This is a genomic window from Moritella sp. PE36 (assembly GCF_000170855.1).
In the GTDB taxonomy this organism is placed as follows: Bacteria; Pseudomonadota; Gammaproteobacteria; order Enterobacterales; family Moritellaceae; genus Moritella.
This window is the reverse complement of the sequence record NZ_ABCQ01000043.1, coordinates 1-25,726: the sequence shown is the minus strand read 5'-3', so window position 1 is coordinate 25,726 and position 25,726 is coordinate 1. Positions and strand designations below refer to the sequence as shown.

Annotated in this window: 24 protein-coding genes; 6 read left to right on the top strand and 18 right to left on the bottom strand. The window is 39.9% G+C overall.

Annotation, left to right across the window (positions count from 1 at the left end; genetic code table 11):
• Window positions 1-24 precede the first annotated feature (24 nt).
• Window positions 25-882, top strand: coding sequence for an energy-coupling factor transporter transmembrane protein EcfT (locus tag PE36_RS18135; protein ID WP_232286609.1), 858 nt, complete (start codon window positions 25-27; stop codon window positions 880-882).
• Between the two features lie 110 nt (window positions 883-992).
• On the opposite strand, the gene merF is transcribed toward PE36_RS18135, so the two are convergent.
• Window positions 993-1,193, bottom strand: coding sequence for a mercury resistance system transport protein MerF (merF, locus tag PE36_RS18130; protein WP_043994756.1), 201 nt, complete (start codon window positions 1,191-1,193; stop codon window positions 993-995).
• 133 nt (window positions 1,194-1,326) lie between these two features.
• Between merF and PE36_RS18125 the strand changes: the two genes are divergently transcribed.
• Both PE36_RS18125 and PE36_RS18120 read left to right on the top strand, forming a co-directional pair.
• Window positions 1,327-2,157 (top strand): 4'-phosphopantetheinyl transferase superfamily protein, encoded by an 831-nt coding sequence (locus tag PE36_RS18125; RefSeq protein ID WP_006033518.1) that lies wholly within the window; start codon window positions 1,327-1,329, stop codon window positions 2,155-2,157.
• A 469-nt stretch (window positions 2,158-2,626) separates the two neighbouring features.
• Window positions 2,627-4,168, top strand: a complete 1,542-nt coding sequence (locus PE36_RS18120) for a wax ester/triacylglycerol synthase family O-acyltransferase (RefSeq protein WP_043994754.1) — start codon at window positions 2,627-2,629, stop codon at window positions 4,166-4,168.
• A gap of 96 nt (window positions 4,169-4,264) precedes the next feature.
• Here the strand turns inward: PE36_RS18120 and PE36_RS18115 are convergent, their stop codons facing one another.
• From PE36_RS18115 to PE36_RS18105, 3 genes are all read right to left on the bottom strand, one after another.
• Window positions 4,265-4,501 (bottom strand): TIGR02647 family protein, encoded by a 237-nt coding sequence (locus PE36_RS18115; protein ID WP_006033515.1) that lies wholly within the window; start codon window positions 4,499-4,501, stop codon window positions 4,265-4,267.
• A gap of 199 nt (window positions 4,502-4,700) precedes the next feature.
• Entirely contained in the window at window positions 4,701-5,333 is a 633-nt protein-coding gene (locus PE36_RS18110; protein WP_006033514.1) for a GDSL-type esterase/lipase family protein, read from the bottom strand.
• Between the two features lie 103 nt (window positions 5,334-5,436).
• On the bottom strand, window positions 5,437-7,422 hold the full coding sequence (locus PE36_RS18105) for a tetratricopeptide repeat-containing diguanylate cyclase (protein WP_006033513.1): 1,986 nt from the start codon (window positions 7,420-7,422) through the stop codon (window positions 5,437-5,439).
• A 414-nt stretch (window positions 7,423-7,836) separates the two neighbouring features.
• On the opposite strand from PE36_RS18105, the gene PE36_RS18100 reads away from it, so the two are divergent.
• A complete protein-coding gene (locus PE36_RS18100) occupies window positions 7,837-9,123 on the top strand; it encodes a lipopolysaccharide biosynthesis protein (RefSeq protein ID WP_043994759.1) in 1,287 nt (428 codons plus the stop codon).
• A 69-nt stretch (window positions 9,124-9,192) separates the two neighbouring features.
• On the opposite strand, the gene PE36_RS18095 is transcribed toward PE36_RS18100, so the two are convergent.
• Window positions 9,193-9,780 (bottom strand): YceI family protein, encoded by a 588-nt coding sequence (locus PE36_RS18095; protein WP_006033511.1) that lies wholly within the window; start codon window positions 9,778-9,780, stop codon window positions 9,193-9,195.
• An 86-nt stretch (window positions 9,781-9,866) separates the two neighbouring features.
• Entirely contained in the window at window positions 9,867-10,430 is a 564-nt protein-coding gene (locus PE36_RS18090; protein WP_006033510.1) for a cytochrome b, read from the bottom strand.
• A gap of 197 nt (window positions 10,431-10,627) precedes the next feature.
• Between PE36_RS18090 and PE36_RS18085 the strand changes: the two genes are divergently transcribed.
• A complete protein-coding gene (locus tag PE36_RS18085) occupies window positions 10,628-11,518 on the top strand; it encodes a LysR family transcriptional regulator (protein WP_006033509.1) in 891 nt (296 codons plus the stop codon).
• Between the two features lie 147 nt (window positions 11,519-11,665).
• Here the strand turns inward: PE36_RS18085 and PE36_RS18080 are convergent, their stop codons facing one another.
• The gene (locus PE36_RS18080) at window positions 11,666-12,205 is read right to left on the bottom strand and encodes an NADPH-dependent FMN reductase (RefSeq protein WP_006033508.1); all 540 of its coding nucleotides are present in this window, start codon (window positions 12,203-12,205) and stop codon (window positions 11,666-11,668) included.
• 92 nt (window positions 12,206-12,297) lie between these two features.
• Window positions 12,298-12,726 (bottom strand): VOC family protein, encoded by a 429-nt coding sequence (locus PE36_RS18075; RefSeq protein WP_006033507.1) that lies wholly within the window; start codon window positions 12,724-12,726, stop codon window positions 12,298-12,300.
• 174 nt (window positions 12,727-12,900) lie between these two features.
• Between PE36_RS18075 and PE36_RS18070 the strand changes: the two genes are divergently transcribed.
• Complete coding sequence (locus PE36_RS18070) at window positions 12,901-13,824, top strand: LysR family transcriptional regulator (RefSeq protein WP_043994751.1); 924 nt, start codon at window positions 12,901-12,903, stop codon at window positions 13,822-13,824.
• Window positions 13,825-13,910: 86 nt separating this feature from the next.
• Here PE36_RS18070 and PE36_RS18065 read toward each other — a convergent pair whose 3' ends face one another.
• The 10 genes from PE36_RS18065 to PE36_RS18020 all read right to left on the bottom strand — a co-directional run.
• The gene (locus PE36_RS18065) at window positions 13,911-16,985 is read right to left on the bottom strand and encodes an efflux RND transporter permease subunit (RefSeq protein ID WP_006033505.1); all 3,075 of its coding nucleotides are present in this window, start codon (window positions 16,983-16,985) and stop codon (window positions 13,911-13,913) included.
• Window positions 16,985-18,136 (bottom strand): efflux RND transporter periplasmic adaptor subunit, encoded by a 1,152-nt coding sequence (locus tag PE36_RS18060; protein ID WP_006033504.1) that lies wholly within the window; start codon window positions 18,134-18,136, stop codon window positions 16,985-16,987. Before PE36_RS18060 ends, PE36_RS18065 begins: the two co-directional genes overlap by 1 nt.
• A gap of 1 nt (window position 18,137) precedes the next feature.
• A complete protein-coding gene (locus tag PE36_RS18055; RefSeq protein WP_006033503.1) occupies window positions 18,138-19,172 on the bottom strand; it encodes an efflux RND transporter periplasmic adaptor subunit in 1,035 nt (344 codons plus the stop codon).
• Between the two features lie 340 nt (window positions 19,173-19,512).
• The gene (locus PE36_RS18050; RefSeq protein ID WP_006033502.1) at window positions 19,513-20,040 is read right to left on the bottom strand and encodes a type II secretion system protein; all 528 of its coding nucleotides are present in this window, start codon (window positions 20,038-20,040) and stop codon (window positions 19,513-19,515) included.
• Between the two features lie 114 nt (window positions 20,041-20,154).
• Window positions 20,155-20,631 carry a GNAT family N-acetyltransferase gene (locus tag PE36_RS18045; protein ID WP_006033501.1) on the bottom strand — a complete coding sequence of 159 codons (477 nt, stop codon included), beginning with the start codon at window positions 20,629-20,631 and terminating at the stop codon, window positions 20,155-20,157.
• Window positions 20,632-20,757: 126 nt separating this feature from the next.
• Complete coding sequence (gene fhuB / locus PE36_RS18040; protein WP_043994749.1) at window positions 20,758-22,719, bottom strand: Fe(3+)-hydroxamate ABC transporter permease FhuB; 1,962 nt, start codon at window positions 22,717-22,719, stop codon at window positions 20,758-20,760.
• Window positions 22,720-22,784: 65 nt separating this feature from the next.
• A complete protein-coding gene (locus PE36_RS18035) occupies window positions 22,785-23,738 on the bottom strand; it encodes an iron-siderophore ABC transporter substrate-binding protein (RefSeq protein ID WP_006033499.1) in 954 nt (317 codons plus the stop codon).
• On the bottom strand, window positions 23,732-24,499 hold the full coding sequence (locus tag PE36_RS18030; protein WP_006033498.1) for an ABC transporter ATP-binding protein: 768 nt from the start codon (window positions 24,497-24,499) through the stop codon (window positions 23,732-23,734). The genes PE36_RS18035 and PE36_RS18030 overlap by 7 nt, the downstream gene beginning before the upstream one ends.
• A gap of 7 nt (window positions 24,500-24,506) precedes the next feature.
• Entirely contained in the window at window positions 24,507-25,226 is a 720-nt protein-coding gene (locus PE36_RS18025) for a siderophore ferric iron reductase (protein WP_232286608.1), read from the bottom strand.
• A gap of 48 nt (window positions 25,227-25,274) precedes the next feature.
• The coding region (locus PE36_RS18020) for a TonB-dependent receptor domain-containing protein (protein WP_006033496.1) at window positions 25,275-25,726 on the bottom strand (452 nt) is incomplete at its 5' end.

The following is a 25,726-nucleotide window of genomic DNA, read 5'->3' as shown; positions in this document are numbered from 1 at the left end:
AGCAACACGAATTATAAAAACAATATGAATAAAAATAACGTCAATAAAACCAAAAAAATCGATTTTGGTATTAACTATGTCAATACCAACTCAGTCCTGCATCAGCTTAATGGTGTTACCAAGTTTGTGCTGTTTTTAGCTTGGGTAACCGTAGTATTAACGACCTTTGATTTACGCCTGATTCTCGCGCTTATCATTACTGGTTGTACGTTACTTAAATTAACCAAAGTGCCCTTCCTTGTTTACAAGCCGTTATTGATTGCCACAGCCAGTGTACTAAGCATCAACGCATTATTCATGTTCTTGCTAGCACCACAGCAAGGCGTTGAGTATATTGGTTCAAGTACGCTGTTATTCTCTCTGTGGGGGGATTACTCCCTGACCCAAGAAACCTTGTATTACCTGCTAACGGTAACCCTGAAGTATTTCAGTATGTTCCCAATTGCGTTGGTATTTGTGTTTACCACGCATCCGACTGAATTTGCGGCAAGTTTAAACCGTCTTGGTGTGCCATACAAAATTGCCTATGCGGTCAGCTTAACATTGCGCTATTTACCTGATGTGAAGAATGATTTTGTTAATATCATGCATGCACAGCAGGCACGTGGGGTAGATCTATCGAAGAATGTATCTGTGCTGTCGCGTATTCGGAATGTTGCCAAGATTTTAGGGCCATTAATCTTCTCAAGCCTAGATCGCGCAGATGAGATCTCAAATGCGATGACATTACGTGGTTTTGGTCATCACAAGAAACGTACGTGGTACAGCTTAAAACCAATGACCAAGCAAGATTACGCTGTGATGGGGTTAATTACCTTGGTGGTCACCTTAGCTATTATCAAACGTGTTATGGCAACAGAGTTGTTCTGGTATCCATTCTAGCTGGTATTTTTATAGCTGATACTTTTTATAAACACTTTTTATAAACGAAAGAGCGCTAAAAGCTGTTGATGGCTTTTAGCTCTCTGCCTCTTCTACTCTCTCTTTATTCCTTACTCATGCCGTAATTTGATGAAGCCGACGACTGCCAATACGATAAATATTGCCAGCATTGGGAACAACACAAAATCAAGGTATTTGATCGCAGCGGCTAAACCCACAGCACTGAATATGATCACTAGGATTGGCGTAAAACAACAAATCGCGGTGACTATGCCGCCTAACACGCCAGTCTTAAACATCTTTCTACTCATATAACCGCCCCCCCTGACTTAAGCCTAGGATAATAAATAACATTAGCCCCCGAAAAATCTATATCTGTACGACATATAGTTCATGCTAAGATAGCTAAATTAGCTTACCCCTCGTCATGCAATGGAATAAATAGTGCTTTCAACGTCAACAGACAAACTAACCTTAGCCACAAATGAAATTCACCTGTGGTCGGTAGACCCGAAACAAATCCAACAGCCTGAATTATTACACGCTTATAGTCAGTTGTTATCAGTAGAAGAAACCACAAAACAACAACGCTTTCGTTTTGAAAAAGACCGCCATAACGCATTAATCACCCGCGCCTTTGTCCGTGATTTATTATCTCGTTATGCTGATGTGTCACCCGTTGATTGGCTGTTTATCAAAGGCGCCAAGGATAAACCCGAGATTGTTGATCCACCCATTCCATTACGCTTTAACATTAGCCATACCAATAACTTGATCATTTGTGCGGTCATGCTTAATGACGATATTGGTTGCGATGTAGAAAACACCCAGCGTAGCAGTGATGTAATGAGTATCGCTAAATACTCTTTCTCTGAAAGTGAAATAAATGCTTTAGTCATGCAGCCTACGGCGCAGCAAACTAGCCGATTCTTTGATTACTGGACATTAAAAGAGTCTTATATCAAAGCATGGGGATTAGGTTTGTCGATCCCGTTAAAAGACTTTAGTTTCAAGCTGCCAGATAGCCAGCAGGAAAACGTTAGCTGTATTGACGACATTAAATTAAACTTTGCAGCTCACCGCATTGATGACGCCAATATCTGGCGTAGTTGGCTGTTTTATCCAAATAACATTCACCGAGTCGCCCTGTCAGTACGCGCGAAAGATAATAATCAAAATACCGATTATAAAATGCGATTTTTTAATTCAGTCCCCCTCATTAAAATCACTGAAACGGCTGATTTTAGTCCTGACATAATCTCTGACACGCATTAGAATTCAGTTTAACTATTAACATTAACTAATTCAGATTCCACCAACGCTTTTATCTTCACCACTTTCTCAAAATGATCGAGCTTAAGCGACAACATTTAAAGCAATAACCTAACAGGATTAAAAACTAGCAAGCGCAAAGGTACCGATAACAATGTACCGGTTAACAAATGGCTGCAGTTTAATATTCCCATTTAAGTCGAAAAATAATAATAATCCAATAGTAGATATTAAACTAACCATTAAATAAAACAGTTAAAACCTTTTAATTCATAAAGTTAAAGTAATGCCAACAAGTCACATAAATATGTCATTTAGGGAAATTAATGTCAAAACGATATATACCTTTATGAGTAGTCATGTAGTATACACATAACTTTAACATCCGTGACAGTAAGTCATAACATCACATGTGATTATATATGCGGTACGACGCAAACTATCAATCACATGAATAAAATAGGAAATGGCTATGGAAGCACTCACGTTAGTTGATATGGGTTTTTTATACACAGAAACAGTAACGAGCCCAAAACACGTTGCAGGATTACAAATTTTCTCAATACCAGAAAATTATCCTGGTAACTTCAGTCGAGACCTATTTGATAATTTAATGTCACAACAAGATGTTAAAAATCCATTTAACCAAAAATTAAAAAAACAAATCACCGGCCAATACTTTTGGCAAGACGATAACAATATTGACCTGTCATATCACGTACGTTTTGCAATGCTGCCACAACCAGGTAATGAAAATCAGTTACTTAGCTTTGTTGAACACCAGCATGAAACATTACTTGATCGTAATCGACCATTATGGGAAATGACTCTCATCGACGGTTTAGAAGACAACAAATTTGCTATCTACGTTAAAGTTCACCACGCATTTACGGATGGGGCAAAAGCCAACCAGTTGTTAATGGCTTATTTAAGTAAAAATGCCGAATCAGCAATGACCGCATTCTGGGCGGTTGAACGACCACAAAAAGAACGCACAGCAAAAAGTACCTTATCGATACTGGCTGATACATCAAAAATGCTAACTAGTCATGTTAAATCAATACCATCACTGACTAAGCTGACAACTAAGTTACTGTTCCAAGCAACAAACATGTACAAGGCAGATATGCCAACCCCATTCATGGCGCCTAAAACACCGTTTTCAGTTAGTCCAAAGCGTGCACGCCGTGCTGCAATGTCATCATTGCCACTGGCACGGGTTAAAACACTTGGTCGTCTCACAGGTGCAACGATTAACGACGTGATTGTAACCGTTTGTGATATGGCGATTCATAACTACCTAAAAACACGTAATATCGTACTTAAGAAGCCACTTGTTGCACAAATGCCAATGAGTTTGCGTGATGCGTCAGACCAGTTCTCAAACAACCAAGTTGCAATCAGTTTAGTTGAACTTGCTTATGCTGGCGAACGACCACTAGAACGCCTGATGACCGTCAAAGAATCGTGTCAAAGACTGAAAAGTGAAGCAAAGTTATTAACAAAAGAAGCGTTAACGAATTATACGTTAGTAAGCCAAGGACTCGCAGCGGCCAGCGAACTATTAAACTTGGATACAATATTACCACCAATGGGGAATGTACTGATTTCTAACGTACCGGGTCCAAGTAAAGCCTTATACATGATGGGTGCAAAAATGGAGAAATGCTTCCCTATTTCAGTATTACCACCGGGCATGTCGCTGAACATAACGTTATATAGCTACAACGGCTCCATTCATGTTGGACTGATCGCTTGTCGCTCTGCATTACCTGATTTGACCGAGTTAGCGGATTACATTGAAGATGCTTTTACTGCACTTGAAAATGAAGTATTAAATAGCGCAATTGAGAGTGTTAGCGACCATATAAATCTATTGTCGTCTTCGCCGCGTAATGATGATATTAGGCAAGAAAGCATTAATATCATCACCCATAATGTTAACCAGGCGGTGCAAGTTAATCCGCGGCCTAAAGTTGACAATGAAGACTCACGATTATGTGAAACAGCTTAGGTCAGTAGATAAGTAAATCAGTAGGGAAATATAGAAAATTGCAGTTAGTAGCCTATATCACAGCGGCTAACTGCTTTAGATAATAACATTATTTATTTAGCTTAATGGTGCTAAAACGCTGTGTAGGTGATTTGCTGTTTCAATACCGCTATCGGTTAAATACCCACCGTCTTCTTGTGAAATAAGGCCTTTATCAAAAAGTGATTTCGCAGCACTAATAACAGAGGGGTTAGCTTCATTATGAATCTTAATACCTTCTAATTGAGATTGTGTTGGGAATTTAGCCAGTAATTTCATTTCTTCAAACAGTGTATCAGAATAATTTTTAGTCATAATTGCTCGCTTTTTTTAATTAGGGATAGTTTCATAATAGGGGCTTCAAAGAAGATTGCAAAATTAATAACAGAGTTAATAGGGCTAGATCAAAAAAAACCCCAAGAAAACGAACACTTAAGGGCTTACAGGTCAGAATTCATCCAGCTGTGTATATTAGATAAACACTTGCTGTCTATTTAATACTTAAATATTAAGGTTACGACAACAAAGACTTACTTATTACTTGATATAGCAACTCGTGCCCGGCACTGTTCGGGTGTAATCCATCTGCCGTTAAATAGGCTTCTTTATTGTCATTAAACGGCGTGTAAACATCAATCAAATTCACACTGTACTTCACAGACAATGTTAACAACGCTTGGTTGTAACGACGAATGGTTTCATCATTGCGAATGCGGTTATTTACATTAGGAATGCCATCAAGCTCGGCTGCAATTGGCGTGACATTAATCAGAACAACATTAGCGCCCTTCTCAAGTGAAAACTCAATACAGCGACTTATGTTGTCAATATACATTTCAATATCAACAAGGTAGTTACCGTCTTGCTTAGCAAGATCATTAGCGCCATAACCAAACAATACTGTATTTTGCTTATCGTCTGCTAGACGGGTAACAAACTCATGTTGAAAACGTTGGATTAAACCATTTGTTGTTTCAGCACTAATGCCCATATTAAAGACACTGATTTTATCTGATCCGCGTCCAGACACTGTTGCACTTATTATGCGACTCAAGCAGCGAGTTTTAATACGATCGGCCCAACCACCATAGTCAGCATCACTTTCACCACGTGTAATACTATCACCAAAACAAATTATGCTCGCCATATACCCTAGCTCCGAAAATATTCTTTAATTTATTTATATTATCAAGCTACTACAAATCTATAATAGTTAACAGTGTGTTCAGAACTTTAATCATGCGCAGACTTTAATCCACTGCGATAATTTGATTACGACCACTCTGTTTAGCTTTGTATAATCGTTCATCTGCACGTTTAAGTAAGTCAGCATGAGTAATCATCAACTCCGCAACGGATATATCTGTAACCGCGCCAATCGACAATGTAACTTCTATATCACCGGCGGTCGTAGCAACAGGCACATCTTTTATCGCAGACCAGACTTTTTCTAACTGCTGCAGACTCGTCATATGACTTTGGTCTTCAATAAGACAGATAAACTCTTCCCCACCCCAACGAATAACTAAACCTGACGACGGTAGGTGATGAAGAAAGCGTTTTGCTACTTCGATTAAAACGAGATCACCAACATCATGACCATGATTATCATTAATCATTTTGAAATGATCGAGATCCATGATTGCGATGGTAAAATTTGAATTTTGATAAAATGAACTATCTTGCTTTAAACGCTGTAAAAAATGATCAAAATGACGGCGATTATATAAACCAGTAAGTGCATCCCGCGTTGATAATTCGACTAAATCAGTATTAGAACATTGCAGTAGTTTATTTTGATTCTCAATGTCGAGATTCTTTTTAATCACATAGCCTAGCCCTAGCAAAACACAAAATGTCACCCCCAAAATGACACGGGTGCCAAGCATTTGCCTCTCTAACTCAAGATCTTGTATTTCATTCTTGGTTTTTAATAGCGCGAGCGTATGACGTGCGGTTTTGGCATTAAATGACTCTTCAAGAAGATATAATTCACTTTGGCGCCGATCAAATAGCGCTTCCTTATCCGCGAGGTAATACAACTTAAAATACTTCAATGCCTCGACATTATTACCTAACTTCTCATACGCTTCTGACAGCAATTTATGATTATTGATACTATAAGCTGTGCTTGAAATTGTTGAGCCTTCTTTAATCGAGGCATGTAGAGCATCAATTGCAACACGATAGTGACCTAAGCCCATGGCACCGCGGGCTTTACTTTTATAGCAGAGTCCACGTGGCAGCGGTAAACTTTGTATACCGTCTAAACTGAGGCAACGATTTGACTCCGCGATTGCAGATTCATATTGCTGCTCTAAAACAAGCACATTAGATAAGCTATTCAACACTGCCGCTTGTAATCTGGTACTTGAATCTTTTCCTAATGTCTTCTTCGCCTCAGCATAAGCCCTACGTGCTTGTACAGCATTCCCTAAACGGAAATAGACATTAGATTCATTCGTCAACAAGATGGTCATAATCGAAGGTTCCAGCCATCTAGTTTGGCTGTATATTTCCTTTGAGTGAGCAATATATTCAAGCGCCTTATCCCATTCCTCTAAGTAAATGTAAATAAGACCCAAGTTGCCGATTATTTTACTATAATACAAATGCTCTGGATTCGTCTCAATCAGTTTTAAGCCTTTATGAAAATATTCTTGTGCTTTACCATAATCGCCGGAAAAGATACTGATCATACCCAGTGAACTATAAGACTTTATTAATAGCCCTTCGTAATTACTTTCTTTTGCAAGACGGACTGATTCATTTAAGTAAGTCTGTGCAATATCAAATTCACCACGTTTGGTCCGTTCAATTGCCAATTCAGACAAAGCGCTTGCTTTTAGCCACTGCATATTTTCTTGTTCAGCGAAATCAAGAAGCTGTTTGGCATACATTGACGCATCATCAATGCGGCCTAAACGCAACATGATGTTATTCATAGTCATAAAATAATAAGCTTGGTATAAAGGATGATCTAGAAATATTCCCTTTTGATCAAGACGGTCTATTTTTAATAACGCTTCATCACTATCAAAGCGAGAGAGATCTAGGGCTGCAAGTACAGCATTACCATAAGGCAACTCTGCGAGTAAATCATCAGGGGAAAAAACGACTTGGGCATCCGTTTCAATAGTCACATCGTTATCAAGTAAGCCGAAGGGACGCAGCATAAATAATATGAGGGTAACTCCAACGACTAAAACAATACTCACTGACTTAATGATGTTCATTATCTATGCCTAACAATACCAAGATCTTGCATTCTATTGAATAAATAATGCTATGCCTATAGTGGTCACACTATCGGCATTGTTAGCCTAACAAACAATAAGAATAAACAACCGTGAACATCCTCTAAATAGCCATAAATATACGGAACTTGCCACTGTTAACGCTAAGTTTGTTATTGTAAGTAAATACCAATAACCCATAAAAAATTAAAGATTATCTTTTTCATTTAAGTGTTTACTCTATTTGTATGAATTGTCCGCAGAACGTACTACAAAATAATAATTTAATCCTGATAACAGCAATATAGATCAACAAACTCAATTGCGAATAGTTTTCATTTACAATATAATCACCGACTCTGTCATTTTCTGTATTAATTCACGCTATTAGAGGCTATTAGCAACATGGTCGTTATGCAAAGCTCACCATTAACGCGCGTAAAAAGTGCATTTACCCAAGGTATTTGGGTCACATTAATCAGCATTGCTATCGGTTTTAGTTTTAAAATTTGGTTAGCACACTGGATCCCAAAAGATGACCTTGCTCTGTTCCATAGCGTCGTTGATCTAATCTCTTTGTCGTTAATATTAATGACCGGGTTTCGTTCTTCAATGGTGGTAAGTTATTCACAAACACAAAATGACCGCGATATCATAAATGTGTTTCGCTATAGCTTAATTACCATGGTGCTCATTACCTGGGGCGTTGTGATCCCCTACATTAAGCATCAGTTAGATATTGACGTCAGTTATTACCAGTTGGTGGGCATTATCTTTGGGATGGGACTAAAAGTATATTTCACTAATCTTATTGCCATGTATCGATTATACAGTATTTCGAATAAAGTCGTTTGGTTAGAACCTCTCGCTAATGTACTCATGTTTTTTGTTTGTTATTACATATTTAACTTAGATGCCTTGGTATCACTGTTTATGGGTTTAACCCTATCATCACTTGCCATTGCCGCTTACATGTTTAAAAAACGCCGCAGAGATATTTCAACGCGCCCTTTAACTGGTGTACATTTCGATCCCAACTTAGTTAGTTTTGTAAAAAAAAGTTTCACCGCATCACTTGAAGCTGGCGCGAGCATTTTAATGATATACATTACCGTACTGCTCACCATTCGACATTTTAGTGTGGACGAGTTAGGTGATTTCCAAGTTGTGGTGCGTCCGGTATTTACTTATTTAACCCTGCTATTTGTGTTTCCTATCTATCGGTTTGTATTACCCGAGCTGGCGGTGTGTGTCCGAAATGGCGATCATCAACAAATCAAACTTATCCGCCAATGGGTATTTAAAGTAGCTTTCGCTGTTAGCAGTCTGTTTTTCTTGGTTATGCTGTTGTTTGGTGAATCATTAGTGCTTACACTTTTCCCTCATGAATACGATGGCGCAATTCCTGTGCTGCTGCATTTTTCATTATTCTTTATTTTTATGATGTTAAATGCCTATCAACTTGCTTACATCAAAGCACATGGACGCTTTATGCACAGTTTATGTATTCGTATCAGTGGTATATTCACACTTATGCTGTCATTCCAGTTATTAAGTCAGTTTACCGATAATGTCGTCGCCATTATTATCGCTTTATGCAGCGGTTACTTAATGATGTTTATCTTATCCAGCGTAGTGGAACGACAAATTTTAAAGAGCCATAATATTAAGCTGATTCATCAGCCTGTTTTATCCAATTAGCAGGTATTGAAATGCATAAAGCCAGTCACTGATAACAGCGACTGGCTTTAACACTAAACAAACAATAGTTTACAGACGAACACCTTCAATATTAAACGTCATATCTACATACGCTGATGCCGGTCCAAGATTAGTCGTAATGCCATAATCAGTTAGTTTCAAACTTGCTTCACCCGTGAATCCAGCGCGGTGGCCACCCCAAGGATCGGCACCTTCACCCACTTTTGTAATAGGGAAAGTGATTGTCTTAGTAATGCCTTTTAAAGTGAATAGACCCGTAACCATACCATTTGTATCATCACTGAATTTGATATTTTGACTTCTGAATTTTGCTTTCGGGAATTGCTTCACGTCCAGAAAATCATCACTTTTTAAATGCTTATCACGCTCGGCGTGATTTGAATCTAAACTAGCCGTATCAATAATCAGGTTGATTTGCGACGCGTTTGGCGATTTAGCATCATACGAGAAATCACCATCAAACGTATTAAAACGACCCAGTAACCAACTGTAACCTAAATGCTTAATTTTAAACTGTACAGAAGCATGTGCACCGGCAACATCAATATTGTAATCAGCAGCCTGGGCTACATTGGGTGCCACAGCAGCGAACAGTGAACTTGCTGTGATAGCAGCGGCTAAAATTTGTTTTTTCATTCTATTTCCCGTTTGAATCTAGCTTTAATTATGAATTTTTTCATTACGTCTTCATACTCGATAAAGTCGCTATGATTTATTAGTCGTTATTTATTTTCTGTTGTTTGTACTTTCAACATACGCACAAGTGTATTGTTCTTATTGATAACATGATGTTTCACCGCAGCTAATGCGTGTACCCCAGCTAACACAACTAACACCCATGCCAAAATTTCATGTATTTCACCCGCTATGTCCTCTTGATTAGCAACAGAAAATGGGATTGCAGATACGCTAAATACCTCAAACACCATGATGCCACGTCCATCAGCGGTCGAAATTAAGTATCCCGATATCATTAATGTAAACATCAGCAGATATAGAGCGAGATGAACCAAATGCGCGCTTGTTACTTCAAACTTACTCGCATGCTTGTCTGCGCTATCAGGATTAATATTGATACAGCGCCATAATGTACGAAGCAATAAAAAACCAAGCAATAAAATACCTATGCTCTTGTGTAAATCGAGAGAGCCTTTATACCAAGCATCATAATAAGTTAGCTCGACCATATACAAGCCTAAGCCAAACATACCAGCAATGGTTAATGCCATAACCCAGTGCAACAAAATTGATATCCAGCCATAAGCTGTTTTAGTATTTTTTAACATTCAAATATGCCCCCACAACAGTTAATTGATAATACGGATATTTTGACTATTAAAAAATAGTGATTAATGCGAAACTATTGTGCATAAATGCACAGAACTTTTACATTAAATTAAATAACGTCATTCACAGTAACTGGTATAAGCGCTTGTTTATTTGAATGTTCAGTAATTCAACTCGCAACTAAAAGAATATTGATATGAAAAACATTTCTTGGGATGACTACAAAATAGCGTATCAAGTTGCCATCGATGGCAGTTTAAGCCAAGCAGGTAAATCGCTGAATATCAATCATGCGACAGTACTACGACGTATTAACCAGTTGGAAACAGCCTTAGAAGTTAAATTGTTTTTTCGGCACCAGCGCGGTTATAAACTAACAGATGCAGGCGCGATCCTCCTCGCTGAGTTGCCAGAACTCATTGCTCGCTTCAGCAAACTTGAACATCAGTTACAGAATGTTGAAAGTAAGATTAGCGGTGAATTACGTATTTCCACCATCAGTTCGTATTCTTCACAGTTAGCGCCAGCACTAAAGGCGTTTAGAGATATCTACCCTGCTATTCGTATCAAGGTATTATCGACAGATGATATCGTGCCATTGGAGTCTGGAGCCGCTCACGTATCACTACGTGTTGGACCAAAACCCAACGGCGCGGATCTGATCGTTAAAGAGTTAACGCGGTTTAAAACCAATTATTATGCGTCAAAGGAATATGTAAAAGAGTTCGGAAAACCGAGTACTGACAGTAGCCTGAACGACCATTATTGGGTGTTACCTACGGCAGAAAAATACCGGATCCCTTTTGTCCGCCATGTCGTTGATAACATAGACCAGGATAGAATTGTATTTCAGAGCAATCACTTTCCTGATGTTAACCAGGCAGTCATCGAAGGGATGGGAATTGGTCCCATGGGAGAGCATCAAGCCAAGCTTTATCCCTCGCTAGTAAAGATACCGTTGAATTCGCCTAAATCAGAAGAAGCAATGTGGTTTGTTTATCATAAAGATGCCAAACACAGTGCCCGAGTGAAGTGTTTTTATGAGTTTTTACATGCGAGATTAAAACGACTGCAGAATAATAATTAACTGACTTACATAAAAAGATAAGAAGAAAAGAAGTCTCTTTCTAGAATACGTCAACGCTATGTTTGACGACTCAAACACAATATAACAAGCGAATATCCACTCGCTTGTTATATTGAATTAGATGACTGGGGCTGAATGACTTGAGTATTATTTTAACGTCGCAAGTGCTTCTTCTAATTGCGTTTGTATTTCTGCATTGCGCAGCTGGCCTTTTTCTACATCAAAATTATCAAAGAAGCTAGCAATAGAAAGATCCGCTTTAACCTCAGCACCAAAATAAGGTGCCGACCCTTTCGCTGCCGCTAATACATTGCTAGCGCCACCAGGACCAGGTGAGGTCGCTAACATGATCATCGCTTTGCCTTGATATACCTTAGCATCAATGCGCGATGTCCAATCAAACAAGTTTTTAAATGCTGCTGTATACGAACCGTTATGCTCAGCATAAGAAATGATAACCGCATCTACGCGACCAATTTTGTCGTAGAATGCTTGCGCTTGCTGTGGTATACCCGATGCTGACTCGCGATCTGCACTAAACAATGGCATTTCAAAGTCGTTAAGGTCAATGAGCTCAACTTCAGCGTTGGGGATGATTTTAGATGTTAATAATTCACCTGCATAACTAACGAGTTGTTTGTTAATTGACTGGCTACTGTTACTTGCTGCTAATGCTAAAACTTTCATATTAATTCCTTTTATAAATTTGATTATTACTTTTTATATGTGATTAGTATTTTTTATATGTAATGTGTGAACACAATCATGCCACGAAATAGTTACGATTTAAGATGTTTCAAGCCTTTATATTCAATAAATTCAACTACATTGTTATCTGGATCACGAATAAATAAAGATGTGCCCGTTGGATGTGTCATTGGTTCTGCACTTAACGATATGCCTAACTCAGCAAGTTGCCTAATGGTTAGTTCAGCATCTTCAACCTCAAGCGCAACATGGGTATAACCAGTATACTTTGTTGCTATGTCCATTAAGATATTTGTAGCTTTCGCGTCTTGGCCTTCAAGCTTAACTGCATTCAAAATAAAATTAATGTTAATACCACTTGGATGCTCAACAATAGCAACAGGCTCTGGGCCACTCGGTCCCGTGACATACTGGAAACCAAGTTTGGCGTAAAAATCCCGTGACGTTTCAAAATCACTAATACGTAAACCAATATGATTAACCCGCGTAAGTCCTAACATAGCATTCTCCTAAGTGATTTCGATTCAGCTAAACTGTATGAATTAATAATAGATTAACCACGATAAAAGATTAATGGGATAAATGGCAAATGATTATTTCCATATGACTCCTAATTAGCTAACATGAATAACGGCATCACTACCAACATCAGTGACAATACAAAAGGATTTGCTATGGCTTACAACGCGCAATTATTAAATGGAATAGTCATCTTCGTCGAAGTGGTGAACAATGGTAGTTTTACGCTCGCAGCTCAAACTAGCGGCCATTCTACCTCTTACATAAGTAAAGAAATTAACAAGCTAGAATCTCGATTAGGCGTAAGGTTAATACACAGAACAACGCGTTCATTAAGTCTAACACCTGAAGGTGAGATCTATTTTCAACAATGCCAGCAGATCATTAGTGATGCAGAACAAACAGAAGAAGCCTTAAACGGTCATCAACTCAAACCAAAAGGAACATTGAGAATAAGCTGTCCCACCAGCTTTGGTCATTCTCGCATGCAGTCCATATTTTCTCGCTTTCTTGCAAAGTATCCTTTAGTTGATCTGGAGCTTGATTTAAATAACCGCAAAGTAGATATGGTCAGTGAAGGCTTTGATGTGCTGATCCGAGGCTCGGGGCAATTAGATGATTCAACATTAATTAGTAAAAAAGTGTTTAGCTCGCATGGGGTCATCATTGCATCCCCTGAATATTTACGCCATGCTGGTACACCACAAGATCCAAGCGAACTTATTGAACACAAGATCATTAATTATAGTCATTTAAAACAGCCCAATACCTGGACATTCATCGATAACAACGACAAGCAACATCACGTGCAGTTAAAAAGTCGCGTGCTGACAAACAGCCCTGAGATGGAGCTATCTTTGTGCCTTGCAGGACACGGTATTACCAGGATGCCGCTTTTCAACCTGTTCGATGAAATAGAAACGGGGAAGTTAGTTGAATTGTTCAGTGATTTTAAACGACAAGAAGTAAATCTTTATTTAGTCTATCCAAGTCGTAAACACGTATCGTCAAAAGTGCGCTGTTTCATTGATTTCGTAGTGGCTGAATTAGCTTTATTAGCTTTATTAGCACCGTCTTAGTTTGTCATAGCACAAATAAAACAAGCGCCAATTGGCGCTTGTTTTGATTCATCTTATTAACTAACAGAAATAGATAACAACGATAATTAGCTATTCGTGGTATCAGGTAACTTCAATCGATGCAGCATGCGATAAAGTACAGGCACTACAAGTAAGGTCAATATCGTCGCGAACCCTAAACCAAACATAATGGTTACCGCCATTGGCTTAAAGAACACATCCGGTAATAACGGGATCATACCTAATACTGTGGTGATCGCCGCCATACAGACCGGACGTACACGACTAACGGACGCATCAACAACCGCTTGATAACGCTCTTTACCACTGTGTATTTCAATTTCAATCTGATCAAGTAATACAATACCGTTTTTAACCAGCATACCTGACAGGCTTAAGAAGCCAAGTAAGGCCATAAACCCGAACGGCGTATTTAGTATAAGTAACCCCATCGTCACACCAATAATCGCCAGTGGTACTGTTGCCCATACAATCACTGCATTTTTGACGTTATTAAACAAGAATATAGTGATTAAGAACATGAACAGATAACCCATAGGCATCGTTTGGAACAATGATGCTTGTGCGTCTGCAGACGATTCATACTCACCACCCCACTCTAATGAGTAACCCGGTGGAAAATCAATTGCTTCGACTAACGGTTGGATACGTTGTTGTAGCGTTGCAGCCGTCTCATCACCTAATGGATCTGGATCAGCAAATATAGTTAACATGCGTTTACGGTTTTTACGGACGACAATCGGATCTTCCCAGCGAATATTAACTGCTAAAATCACTTGCTGTAACGGCACATAACCTTTTAACACAGGACTCCAGATCTTCATGCCTTCAATAGTACTGACATCCACCCGTTCTTTTTCAGGTAATCGCGCGATAATGGGGAGTAAGTTGGTCCCATCACGATAAATACCAACAGCCAAGCCTGAGAATGCCATTTGCAATAAATCATCGACATCAGACTTAGTGATACCGTAGCGACGAGCCTGGCTTTCGTTAAACACAGGTTCAATCACCTTAGTCCGTTCACGCCAGTCATGGCGCACGTTAAATGCCCCTGGATCGGCACGCATAATATCAATTGCTTGTTGTGCTAAGCCACGTAATACAGTTGGATCAGAACCCACTAAACGCGCTTCAATTTTAGAACCTGAAGAAGGACCTAATTCGATGCGTTTTAGTTTATATTCAATATCAGGATGAAGTGAATCAAGTTCCCCGCTCACTTTACGTAACATTGGCATTACATCGTCATAACTATCAACACGCACAATTAATTCACCATACGATGCATAGCTTTTTTCTGGTGCGTAGGTCAACATAAAGCGCTGAGAACCTTTACCCGTGCTAGAAGATACATGTGTTACATCCTCATGGGCTCTTACCATCACTTCTAGTTCACGTAGTTTTTCACTGGTAGCTCGAATATCCGTGCCTTCCGGTAGCCAAACATCAACCATAAACATCGGTGTGGTTGACGAAGGAAAAAACGATTGTTTTAACTGTGTGAAGCCATACAAACTTGCCACCAGCATCAAAATTAATGTGAATACCGTTGTCCACGCATTTTTCATGCATGTTTCTAATACGCGTTTATAAACAACAAAGACAACCCCTTTATACGGGTCGTTATCTTCACCGTCAGCATCGACTTTAAGGCCTTTAAAGAACATATCAGCAAAAAATGGTGTCAATGATATCGCCGTAAACCAACTCAACATCAACGAGATAAGTAACACACTAAATAGCGTTTGAGTATATTCACCAGTCGAATCTTGAGATAAACCAATTGGAGCGAATGCAGTAACAGCAATAACCGTTGCGCCTAATAAAGGCCACTTAGTCTGGGTGACAATATCGGTTGCCGCCTGCAGGCGAGTTCGACCTTTTTGTACCCCGATTAAAATACCTTCGACCACGACGATGGCGTTGTCCACCAGCATACCTAATGCAATCACTAATCCACCAAGTGAAATACGCTGTAGATCAATTGCCATTAGATTCATGAACAAAAACGTACCTAAAACGGTAAGCAACAGAATTAGCCCAATTAAAACACCTGCACGAACCCCCATGAATAAAAGTAATACCACGATAACAATAGCAATCGCTTGACCTAAACTAGTAATGAAACCTTTAACAGATTTATCGACTTCGTCAGGTTGGCTATAAACAACATCAATATCGATACCAATCGGTTGCTGCTCTTTGAGTTCACTTAAACGTTGATAAACGCCCTTACCCTTTTCTACAACATTAACACCCGAAATAAATGCTACACCGACATTCAATGCAACCTTGCCGTTAAAAGTAACTAAATTATCAGGTACTTCTTTAAAGCCACGACTAATCGTTGCCACATCGCGTAGATAAATTAATCCTTGAGCGCCCGTTTCAGTAATAATCAAATCACCTAACGCATCAACATCAGTAAACTCCCCCGTTGGATGAATACGGATATATTCCGTCCCCATCCTCACCGCACCAGCACTAGATACCAGATTTTGCGTGGCCAACGTGTTGTAAATAGTCGTCGGCGAAATGCCCAAGCTGCTTAAACGTTGCATCGACATTTCAATAAAGACCTGCTCTTGCTGCACGCCAGTGACTGAGACTTTACCAACACCATCAACGAGTTCTATTTCTCGACGTAAATAGTCAACATAATCATTTAGCTCTTTATAGGAGTAACCATCGCCAGTGATCGCTAACAAAATACCGTAAACATCACCAAAATCATCAATAACAGACGGTTCTGCGACACCCGGCGGTAACTGGGATTTGATATCATTGACTTTACGGCGCAATTCATCCCAAATTTGAGGTAAATCATCCGGCCCATACTTGTTCTTCATCGTCACCGTGATTTGTGACAAACCACGGCTCGAAATAGAGTTGACTTCATCTACATATGTAAGCTGCTGTATGGCTTTTTCTAATGGATAAGTAACCTCTTCTTCAACTTGTAATGGTGTGGCTCCAGGGTAAGAAGTCACAACCATTGCGTCTTTAATTGTAAATGCCGGATCTTCTAATCGACCTAAGCCGAAAAAAGCCATGGTTCCGCCAATTAAGAAGATCAGTGTGAGCATCCAGCTAATGACGTTATTTTTAATAAAATAGGCGGCGATATCTTGTTTCATTATTGTCCAGCCTCTTTATCGTTGTTTGACTTATTTTGTGAATTGTTTTGTGAATTGTTTTGTGAATTGTTCATTGATTCGTCGAAAATTTTAATTGATTGACCTTCACGTAGACGGTTACCACCAGCAACCACTATTTTTTCACCTGCAGCTAAACCAGAGCTTAAACGCACGCCCTCATTGATCACTTTATCTGTGACAACTTGACGTTTACTCACCGTATTATCACTGTTGACTACCCACACGAATTTTTGCGTTGCATTCAAATCGTCACCGTCTTCGTTTAAGATCGCTTCAAGTGGAATAAATGGTTCGTTTTTCTTATAGATATTGAGCTTTTGCGCATCAGCACGCACTTCGACTGCCATGCCATCTAGAATAAGTCTATCTTTAGGCATCGGCATCGTCAGTGTGATGACAAATGATCCCACCTTAGGGTCTGGCTCTGTCGTGAACTCTTTTAAATGAGCCTCGTATTCCATACCATCAGCAGTAATGACTTTCGCTCCTGGTCTTGATGCTTCAATTTCAACAGCAGAACTTTGCGAATAAATAATATCCGGAGCTTGTAATTGAATATCTACAGTCGTCGTACTGTGAATATTCATCACCTGTTGCCCGACTTGCACATTTTCAAACTGTTGTATTGGCACATGCGAAATAACACCTGAAAAAGGCGCTTTCAATTCAGTAAAACTTAAATTCAGCTTGGCAATATCCAGCCTTGCTTTAGCAATACGACGTTGCGCTTTGAGTTCATCAAATTGAGAGGGGGCGATATAACCTTGATCAACCAATTTTGCAGAACGACGATATTGGCTATCAGCAATAGCATATTCCGCCTTTGCGTCATCCACTTCTAAGCGGTAATAAGTCGGATCAATTTGAGCGAGTATTTGCCCCTTAGTCACGCGATCACCAGGGCCAGCCGTCACAGATGTGACCTCACCTTGTAACCGGAAAGACAAGCTTGATTTATCTGCTGCAACAGCCACCGCAGGAAACGATAACCTCGCAGTTTCTGCGGCTAGTTGCACGGTCTCAATCTTAACTAACTGTATTTTTTGTCTTGGCTCTATAATCGGCTTTTCACAACCTTGCAATATTGTTATCGCACTAAGTGCAATAACAATAGAAGAGAATTTGTTCATATTACAGTCCCCGCTCCTTGATCCAAGATCGTACTTTCTGACCTTCTCGCAATTCGCTCACGCCAGAAATGGCAATATTATCACCATCGTTTAAGCCTTTCGTTACACGTCCATTTTCATCTAACTCGACTTCTCGCTTGTGCACAATACCTTGATCATCAACCTGCCATACAAAAATCGAGTCACCCTTGCGCATTAATGCTTGTGGGGAAATCGCACCAGCACTCCCTTTAGGAAGCGCAATACGGACTGCACCCGCCATCCCCGGTAGGATATTTTTACCTTCAGGTCGGTCCATAAACAAGGTGACTTTATAGCTGGAATTTGTCGCGTTGGCTTCGATATCGATCTCTTTAAATCGAGCAGGAAATTCTTCGCCTGGGATAGTATCGAAAATAACGGTTGGGCGACGACTATATTCATTATTAAAACGTGCAAGCAGCTGTTCAGGCAGTTGGAAGGTGACATTGATAATACCCGCCCGCTGAATATGCACTACAGGTTCTTTTGCCATGACATATTCATAATTTTCTTTTAACGATAATGATAGTGTACCGTCATAGGGCGCGACTAAGGTTGTATAACCGAGGTTGGATTCTTGCTTGCTTAACGCTGCTTGCGCTTGGTTGCGCTTGGCTTTAGAGATATCAAATGCTAATTCAGAAACAACATTGGTTTTACGTAATTTAGCATCACGCTTAAACTGGACTGAAGCCAGTTCATAATTTGCTTGTGCTTGTTCGACTTGTAGCAAAAACTCATCTTGATTCAAACTCGCAAGCGTTTGCCCTTTTACAACATTCTCGCCAGGTCTAACATCCATCGATGATAGAACACCCGAAACACGGAATCCAAGTACCGCTTTATCATCAGCTTCGACAATACCTGGAAAGGTTCGAAATGTATCTTTAATACCAACATCGACGGTTTGCAGTTTAACAGGCCGTGAGTCCGGTTCAGGTATTACAACCTGTTCTTCACTGCAGCCAGAAAGTAGCAGGCCAGCAACAACTGTGGTCGCTATAATTCCCTTCATATAATCACCCTAATAATGTGCGGTTTACTTAACGATTAATATCTCTTTTAAACCAGCCAAGCTGTCATAATAAACTATTACTAAACTATAGCCTTTAAAATAGTATTTACAATGACTTATATATATAAGTCATTTATGACAACGATAAGAACACATCATTCAATAAAATAATTAATATTAAAAGTGATAATCATTATATGCATCAATAAACTGATAACGTCTAAGATTAGAGCGTGAAATTCAGTTAGTTCATGAGCACAAGAGCAAGAAAGGTTTGATTACTTCAAATTGAGGAAGGTATTGATGGTGTTAGTAATATTGATAGTACTTTGTTAGAAAGCTAACAACCCGAATCAACAAAACCAATAACAGGTGGCGTACTATCAATCTCCAAGTTAGCATAGTAAGCAAAACAACCATCAAGTACATAGCCATTTGGCCAAAAGAACACAACGTGTCCAGATGTAACGTCATCAATTTCTGGCTTATTGGTATAACTTCTATTACCAAGAATACAAAAAGCAGAGCCATCACAAGGCACAGTTAACCAATTAGGCGTCCATGTTGTACTCGGTAATTCCATATTAAGTAAAAAACGCATTTCAGGAGCTGCTGGTTTAGGGTAACCATTGACGAGCGTGATAGTGTTACCGTTATAATCAACACTGGTTTCTGAGTCATCAATTTCTTTACGTATATTAACTAAATCCATGGCCGTTTTTAAACTACCGCTAAGATTTCTAACTACAGCCCGGCTTGCATCATGTTGAATATTAATAAATGTAGGGATCGCTGTTGCGGCTAAAACACCTAATACAATGATAACTATCACTAACTCAATTAGTGTAAAACCGTTATTATTTCTCATAAAATCAACTTATTCGAATTTAATCAACCGACAGCGACATAAATATAGAATGAGTACTCTAACTTGTTAACAGAATAAATCAATACTCTAAAAGCGTAATATAACGAGTGACGCTTAATTCAAAGTAAATGGATTAGTAACATTCAATGCCATCGGCATATCTTTAATACCCTGCCTTTCACGAATACCACTGACAGGTACAAATCCGAATTTTAGGTATACATCTGCTGCATTCAATGCTGAGTTGACTGTAAATTTACCCTGATTGCCATTCGCTAAACATTCATCTCTCGCCTGTTCCCATAGTTTTCTCGATATTCCGCTGCCTTGCAGGGCTTCAGCCACAAATAAATGGTACAAATGCGCGTTATCTTTCATTCCGACAACACCAATCAGTTCGCCTTTTAACTCTGCAACATGGTATTCATAACCCGCATCGAAATAATTTGATATACAATTTGGTGCCATGGAATTGAGAATTAACTGCCCGCCCTCTTTACTGCAGGTAGGTAAAATATATTTAATGACAAGTTTTGTTATTAACTGGCTGATCCCATCAATATCATCTCGTTTGGCTTTTCGTATTCTCATTAAATATCCTTAGCGTGTTAGCTGATCGCTTATATCAAACTTACACGCTAAGGAATTGTTATTCAATATATAATCATCAATACATCAGGTTGATATAAGTTAAATATAATACCTGTTCATTTAACCCTAGGTATTTAATCGACCTTTAATCAATAAGAAAATAAAGTAGCTCCCCCCGATAAGAGAAACCAAAATCCCGGCTGCTAGTTGAGCAGGATACAGAATAACTTGACCAAGCCAATCAGAAAACTGCACTAAAAATCCCCCGAGTAATGCGCTGACCAAAAGTTGTTGCTTGACACTTTTGGCGCCCAACATCGCCGCCATATGCGGTGCAAGTAAACCGATAAAAGCGACCGGCCCCATATTAGCGGTGACAAACGCTACGAGTAGCGCGACCAAACAGAGTAATAATACAAATGCAGCTGAGCCATTTAGCCCTCGCGAATACGCCATTTCTTTACCAGCAGATATTAATGTTAACCAACGTGACAGTGAAAATGCTAATAGCAATAATAACATCACGCTCACGGCAAGCATGACAGCTTGATCTGCACTTACTCTATAGCTAGAACCAGCCAACCACGCTAAAATACCATAAACATCATCATTACCACGCGCCAGCGCAAATTGTACGAAGGCTTCAATCAATGCCGTTAACGCAATACCGGTTAGAATTAACTTCGGCGGTGAATAATCATGTTTTTTACCCAAAAGCAAAATGATCACTAACGCCCCCATCGCACCAACAAATGCAACCAGTGGACCCGCTTCGAAAATAGTAATACCCCAAAACATACTCGCAAATACCAACGCAAAAATAGCCCCTGCCGAAATACCTAAAATATCAGGGCTTGCGAGCGGGTTATGAATCAAACGTTGTAAAATTGTGCCGGCAACAGCCAAACCTGCACCCGCAGCTAAAGACGTTAAAATACGTGGCCATCGTATCGACCAAGAAAACGCATCTGGCCAGGCGAATGTCCAGGAATTATCTTGCATAACAAAGACACTTGATAACGTCACCGAGAGCACGAGACTGACTAAAATAGTAATAAAAACCCGACTATTTAAACGGCTAATACCTTGCGGTAAACGAAACACCATTTGATCTTGCGCCTTTAATGCGCTTCGACTAAACCAAATAAGCGCAGGAGCGCCAATCACTGCGGCTGCGGTTCCACTCGGTATAAAATCGAGTGTAAACTGACTTAGCCATGCAGCCAAACTATCTGTTAACACTAAAAATAATGCGCCTAATAACAAGCTATAACAGAGTTCATCACGTGCAGTTCTCGCCCCTAAAAACCGAGCTATATTAGGTGTTAATAAGCCCACAAAACCGATCACACCAACTGCCGTAATTGCAGATGATATTAGCCATACGCCTAATAACAATAACAGCAAAAATGTCGGCATAATGTTAAGACCACGAGCACTTGCACCTTGCTGACCAATGCGCATTAACGTTAATATTCGTGGTGCTACCGCTAAAATAATCAAGCCAACCAGCATACGTGGCATTAACCAATATACCCAGTCCCAACCATTTTGAGCAAGATCACCAGCGCCCCAAATAAACAAGTTTTTAGCATATTGATCATTAAGCAAAATAACCGCAGTCGCCAAGGCACCAAGTAATAAATTAACCGCCATCCCAGCTAAGATAACGGGCAAACCTGAAAGGTTATTAAGCCCAGTGATCAATAACACTAACGCCATTGCCAACAACGCTCCAAATAGGGCAAAAATATTACTATTTTCAATGCCTAAATCAGGAAAAAATACCGCCACTAATACCAAGGCTAACCAAGCGCCCGAAGAAGTGCCAAAAGTTAAAGGCGATAACAATGGGTTTTGCGTCAACTGCTGCATTAAACTGCCGACTAAACCTAAGCTTGCCCCCACCAAAATAGCTATCACCAAACGTGGTAAAATAGCGTAAACAAAATCAACCTCAACAAACTCGCGTGGTTCTAGACCACAGATTAATGCCAACTGCTTCGTGATCGTTAATTCAGTTTGTAACTGCAACGATAAAAACAGCGCTAGCATCAGCGCCAGCACTGTAATTAAATACCTCAACATCCGTCTTCCCGTTCTAACAATTTTTTATTTCACTGCATTATTGAATACAATCGAAAACCAATGGCCTAATTACTGGCCGTATTATTCTGCTTAGGCGCTAACGCTAATAAGCTCTCGGTGAGCACTTCCGCAGTGTATTGAATTGACATTGCACCGCCGTAACTCCAACTTGATGCAACGCTATTGACACGATTACCACGGACAAAAGGCATAGACTGCCATAATCTTGAACGTGATAATGCCTGCTTTTTATTAAACGGTTCAAAGTACAAAACAGTACCATCGGCAATTGTATGCAGGTCTGAAATACGTTTTTGTACAGCGCCCCATTGGGTTACAGGCAGGTCTAACGCTGGCTCGATTCCTAATTGTTTTAAGGCATATTGTGGCATGGAATTACTGCCATACAGATACACAGATGTGGTGCTGGCAAAGCGCATTGTGGCAACCTTTGGCAATTGACCATCGTAAGCCAGCAATAATCGCTGCTTCAAATCATCGAGTTTATCTGTCATTGCCGCAATCTTTCGCTCTGCAAATTCTTGTTTATTCACAACACCAGCTAAGTAACGAAAATTATCTAAAGCGGCTTGCGCATTATCATGGGATGCACTAAAGGTTTGATAAAATAATACCGGCGCGATTCGCTCCAGTTTACTTTGTAAGTCTGCTTGCGGTGATGCAATAATAATAACATCCGGTTTCAGCGACGCGATCTTTTCATAATTAGGCTCAACTCGAGTACCAATATCTTGCACTTCAGCAGGCACTTCGGGTTTACTTACCCATTCTCTGTAACCTGCAATATCTGGCATACCGACAGGAACAACATCCAACTCTAAGATTTGCTCGGCCAGATCCCAATTCAGCACGACAATACGTTGCGCATATTGCGCTAACTGCTTATTCCCTTGACTGTCCGTTACCGTTATCTCAGCCTGTGAAAATAATGGGGTTATCAGCAGTACAGATGCGATAAGTAATTGAACCAATTTAGTCATTTTTTTTCTAGTTAACATACAACAGCAACCTTCTCATCTCGGCTCGGATGATCTATTAATGTAATATCGGTGCCATACAAGGCAGAGAGTTTTTTACTATCTAACAAAATACTATGATCGCCTGAAAAGCTCACTTTCCCTTGTTTTAAAGCAACCACACGAGTCGCAAATCTTAGCGCTAAATTAATGTCATGCAGGATCACGATCACACCCTGCCCAGACTCCCTGTTAAGCGACTGCAGTAGTGATAGCAGATCATATTGATGGCCAACATCGAGAGCTGAAGTCGGTTCATCCAAGATTAATACCCGAGATTGTTGTGCCAATAACATCGCAATCCAGGCTCTTTGGCGCTCACCGCCAGAAAGACTGTCTGCAATATGATCGCAAAATTGCGCAGTATCCGTTTGTTGCATCGCGGTTTCGATAATATCTGTGTCTTGTTGGTTATAACGCCCAAAGGTGCCACGCCAAGCAAAGCGCCCTAGTCGCACAAGTTCCTTCACCGTTAAACCAGCAACTTCGGGTAAACGTTGTGGTAAAAACGCAATGTTCTGCGCTAATAATTTAGTTGATAGCGTGCTCATTAATTGTTCTGAGAACTCAATCTTGCCGCTGTCCGGTTTTAACTGACCAGCTAACACCTGTGCTAAGGTAGACTTACCAGAACCATTGTGACCGAGGATCACGGTAAATTCATTGCTATCGATTTGCAGCTGCTCAATAGACAAGATGTCACGCCCATCACGGTTTACAACAACATTTTTCAATTCAAACATTTAAATCCTATTTATTCTTTGGACAGTTAGAACACAAGTCACCGTCATCGCGGCGATAATGCATGCAACAACTGATGCGTTTAACTGACCATAATTCAGCTTTTGGGGCTTTATAAAGTGCACTCAAGTGTTTATTCGGTAAATCAAACGCAGCAAACCAAAGTTTTGCCTGTTCATACACATCTAAATCAGCACGTAATTGCTGTAATGCAATGAGATTAACCAGAATACTGTCCGCTAATAAATGCGCAACAAAGCCAGGTCGCAAACGGTATTGCTGCGCGAATTGTTCTCGCAAAGAGGAAAATAATAATTTCAATTCGTGTCCCGAATAAGCAATTAATGCCAGTAAATCCCCAGTAACTAAGCGGTGTTCAGGTAAGGTGAATCCAGCGACAAGGCCGTTATCACCATGATATTGCCCAACTAAACTTAATTTAGGCACGGCATGAGTCGCATAAACGCCAATAAATGCGAGGTATAACGGTTGCCATATCAACATAGTCCAACCCCGTGTTAACCAATACGAAGCACCCGCCTCTGGATGTTGCATTTGCCAATAATTATACAGTTGCTTAATCGCAACCTGGCTATCTTGCTGCGAATTAAAATGCGCTTTGTCAGGGTTATCCAGTCCACCTTTTAATAAGGGGGTAATGGATAAAGCAGTTTGAAAAAATTGCGCATAATGCTTAGCCTGCATATTGGCATCCTTATCTAGAGGCATAAATTGTCCAGGCATGACACCTGGCCCTATTAAAAATAAAATTAACGATTAAAAGTTAAATTTAACGTTAGCTGTAATACTACGTTCAGCACCAAACCAACAGTTGTTGGTGTCATAACAAGAATAATATTCAGTACCAAACAAGTTACTCGCTACCACAGAAATACTTGAACCATCTAAACTGTCGCTTAAATAAGACAGGTCATACGCAACTGACATATCAACGAGCGTGTAATCAGGTACTTGATCGCTATTCATCGCATCAATCTGAGTTTCACCGACATAACGGATACCCGTACCTATGGTCGTCCCTGCTGGCATACCGTTATAAATGTAATAATTCAACCATGCATTAGCAGCATGCTTGGGCACCCAAATCGGCGTTTTACCTTCCAACCCGGTATTATCCTCAGTCACTTTCATGTCCATATAGGTATAACTCGTCGCAAGATCTATATTGTCGGTTAGCATGACATTCGCTTCGAATTCAACGCCTTTAG

What these genes read in the sequence shown, in the direction of transcription:
- PE36_RS18065 (WP_006033505.1), bottom strand. Translation starts at nt 16,985, where the DNA reads ATGAAACAAGATATCGCCGCCTATTTTATTAAAAATAACGTCATTAGC.
- PE36_RS18085 (WP_006033509.1), top strand. Translation starts at nt 10,628, where the DNA reads ATGAAAAACATTTCTTGGGATGACTACAAAATAGCGTATCAAGTTGCC.
- PE36_RS18090 (WP_006033510.1), bottom strand. Translation starts at nt 10,430, where the DNA reads ATGTTAAAAAATACTAAAACAGCTTATGGCTGGATATCAATTTTGTTG.
- PE36_RS18050 (WP_006033502.1), bottom strand. Translation starts at nt 20,040, where the DNA reads ATGAGAAATAATAACGGTTTTACACTAATTGAGTTAGTGATAGTTATC.
- merF (WP_043994756.1), bottom strand. Translation starts at nt 1,193, where the DNA reads ATGAGTAGAAAGATGTTTAAGACTGGCGTGTTAGGCGGCATAGTCACC.
- fhuB (WP_043994749.1), bottom strand. Translation starts at nt 22,719, where the DNA reads ATGTTGAGGTATTTAATTACAGTGCTGGCGCTGATGCTAGCGCTGTTT.
- PE36_RS18055 (WP_006033503.1), bottom strand. Translation starts at nt 19,172, where the DNA reads ATGAAGGGAATTATAGCGACCACAGTTGTTGCTGGCCTGCTACTTTCT.
- PE36_RS18095 (WP_006033511.1), bottom strand. Translation starts at nt 9,780, where the DNA reads ATGAAAAAACAAATTTTAGCCGCTGCTATCACAGCAAGTTCACTGTTC.
- PE36_RS18060 (WP_006033504.1), bottom strand. Translation starts at nt 18,136, where the DNA reads ATGAACAAATTCTCTTCTATTGTTATTGCACTTAGTGCGATAACAATA.
- PE36_RS18045 (WP_006033501.1), bottom strand. Translation starts at nt 20,631, where the DNA reads ATGAGAATACGAAAAGCCAAACGAGATGATATTGATGGGATCAGCCAG.
- PE36_RS18120 (WP_043994754.1), top strand. Translation starts at nt 2,627, where the DNA reads ATGGAAGCACTCACGTTAGTTGATATGGGTTTTTTATACACAGAAACA.
- PE36_RS18025 (WP_232286608.1), bottom strand. Translation starts at nt 25,226, where the DNA reads ATGCCTCTAGATAAGGATGCCAATATGCAGGCTAAGCATTATGCGCAA.
- PE36_RS18110 (WP_006033514.1), bottom strand. Translation starts at nt 5,333, where the DNA reads ATGGCGAGCATAATTTGTTTTGGTGATAGTATTACACGTGGTGAAAGT.
- PE36_RS18030 (WP_006033498.1), bottom strand. Translation starts at nt 24,499, where the DNA reads ATGTTTGAATTGAAAAATGTTGTTGTAAACCGTGATGGGCGTGACATC.
- PE36_RS18105 (WP_006033513.1), bottom strand. Translation starts at nt 7,422, where the DNA reads ATGAACATCATTAAGTCAGTGAGTATTGTTTTAGTCGTTGGAGTTACC.
- PE36_RS18135 (WP_232286609.1), top strand. Translation starts at nt 25, where the DNA reads ATGAATAAAAATAACGTCAATAAAACCAAAAAAATCGATTTTGGTATT.
- PE36_RS18080 (WP_006033508.1), bottom strand. Translation starts at nt 12,205, where the DNA reads ATGAAAGTTTTAGCATTAGCAGCAAGTAACAGTAGCCAGTCAATTAAC.
- PE36_RS18100 (WP_043994759.1), top strand. Translation starts at nt 7,837, where the DNA reads ATGCAAAGCTCACCATTAACGCGCGTAAAAAGTGCATTTACCCAAGGT.
- PE36_RS18115 (WP_006033515.1), bottom strand. Translation starts at nt 4,501, where the DNA reads ATGACTAAAAATTATTCTGATACACTGTTTGAAGAAATGAAATTACTG.
- PE36_RS18070 (WP_043994751.1), top strand. Translation starts at nt 12,901, where the DNA reads ATGGCTTACAACGCGCAATTATTAAATGGAATAGTCATCTTCGTCGAA.
- PE36_RS18035 (WP_006033499.1), bottom strand. Translation starts at nt 23,738, where the DNA reads ATGTTAACTAGAAAAAAAATGACTAAATTGGTTCAATTACTTATCGCA.
- PE36_RS18075 (WP_006033507.1), bottom strand. Translation starts at nt 12,726, where the DNA reads ATGTTAGGACTTACGCGGGTTAATCATATTGGTTTACGTATTAGTGAT.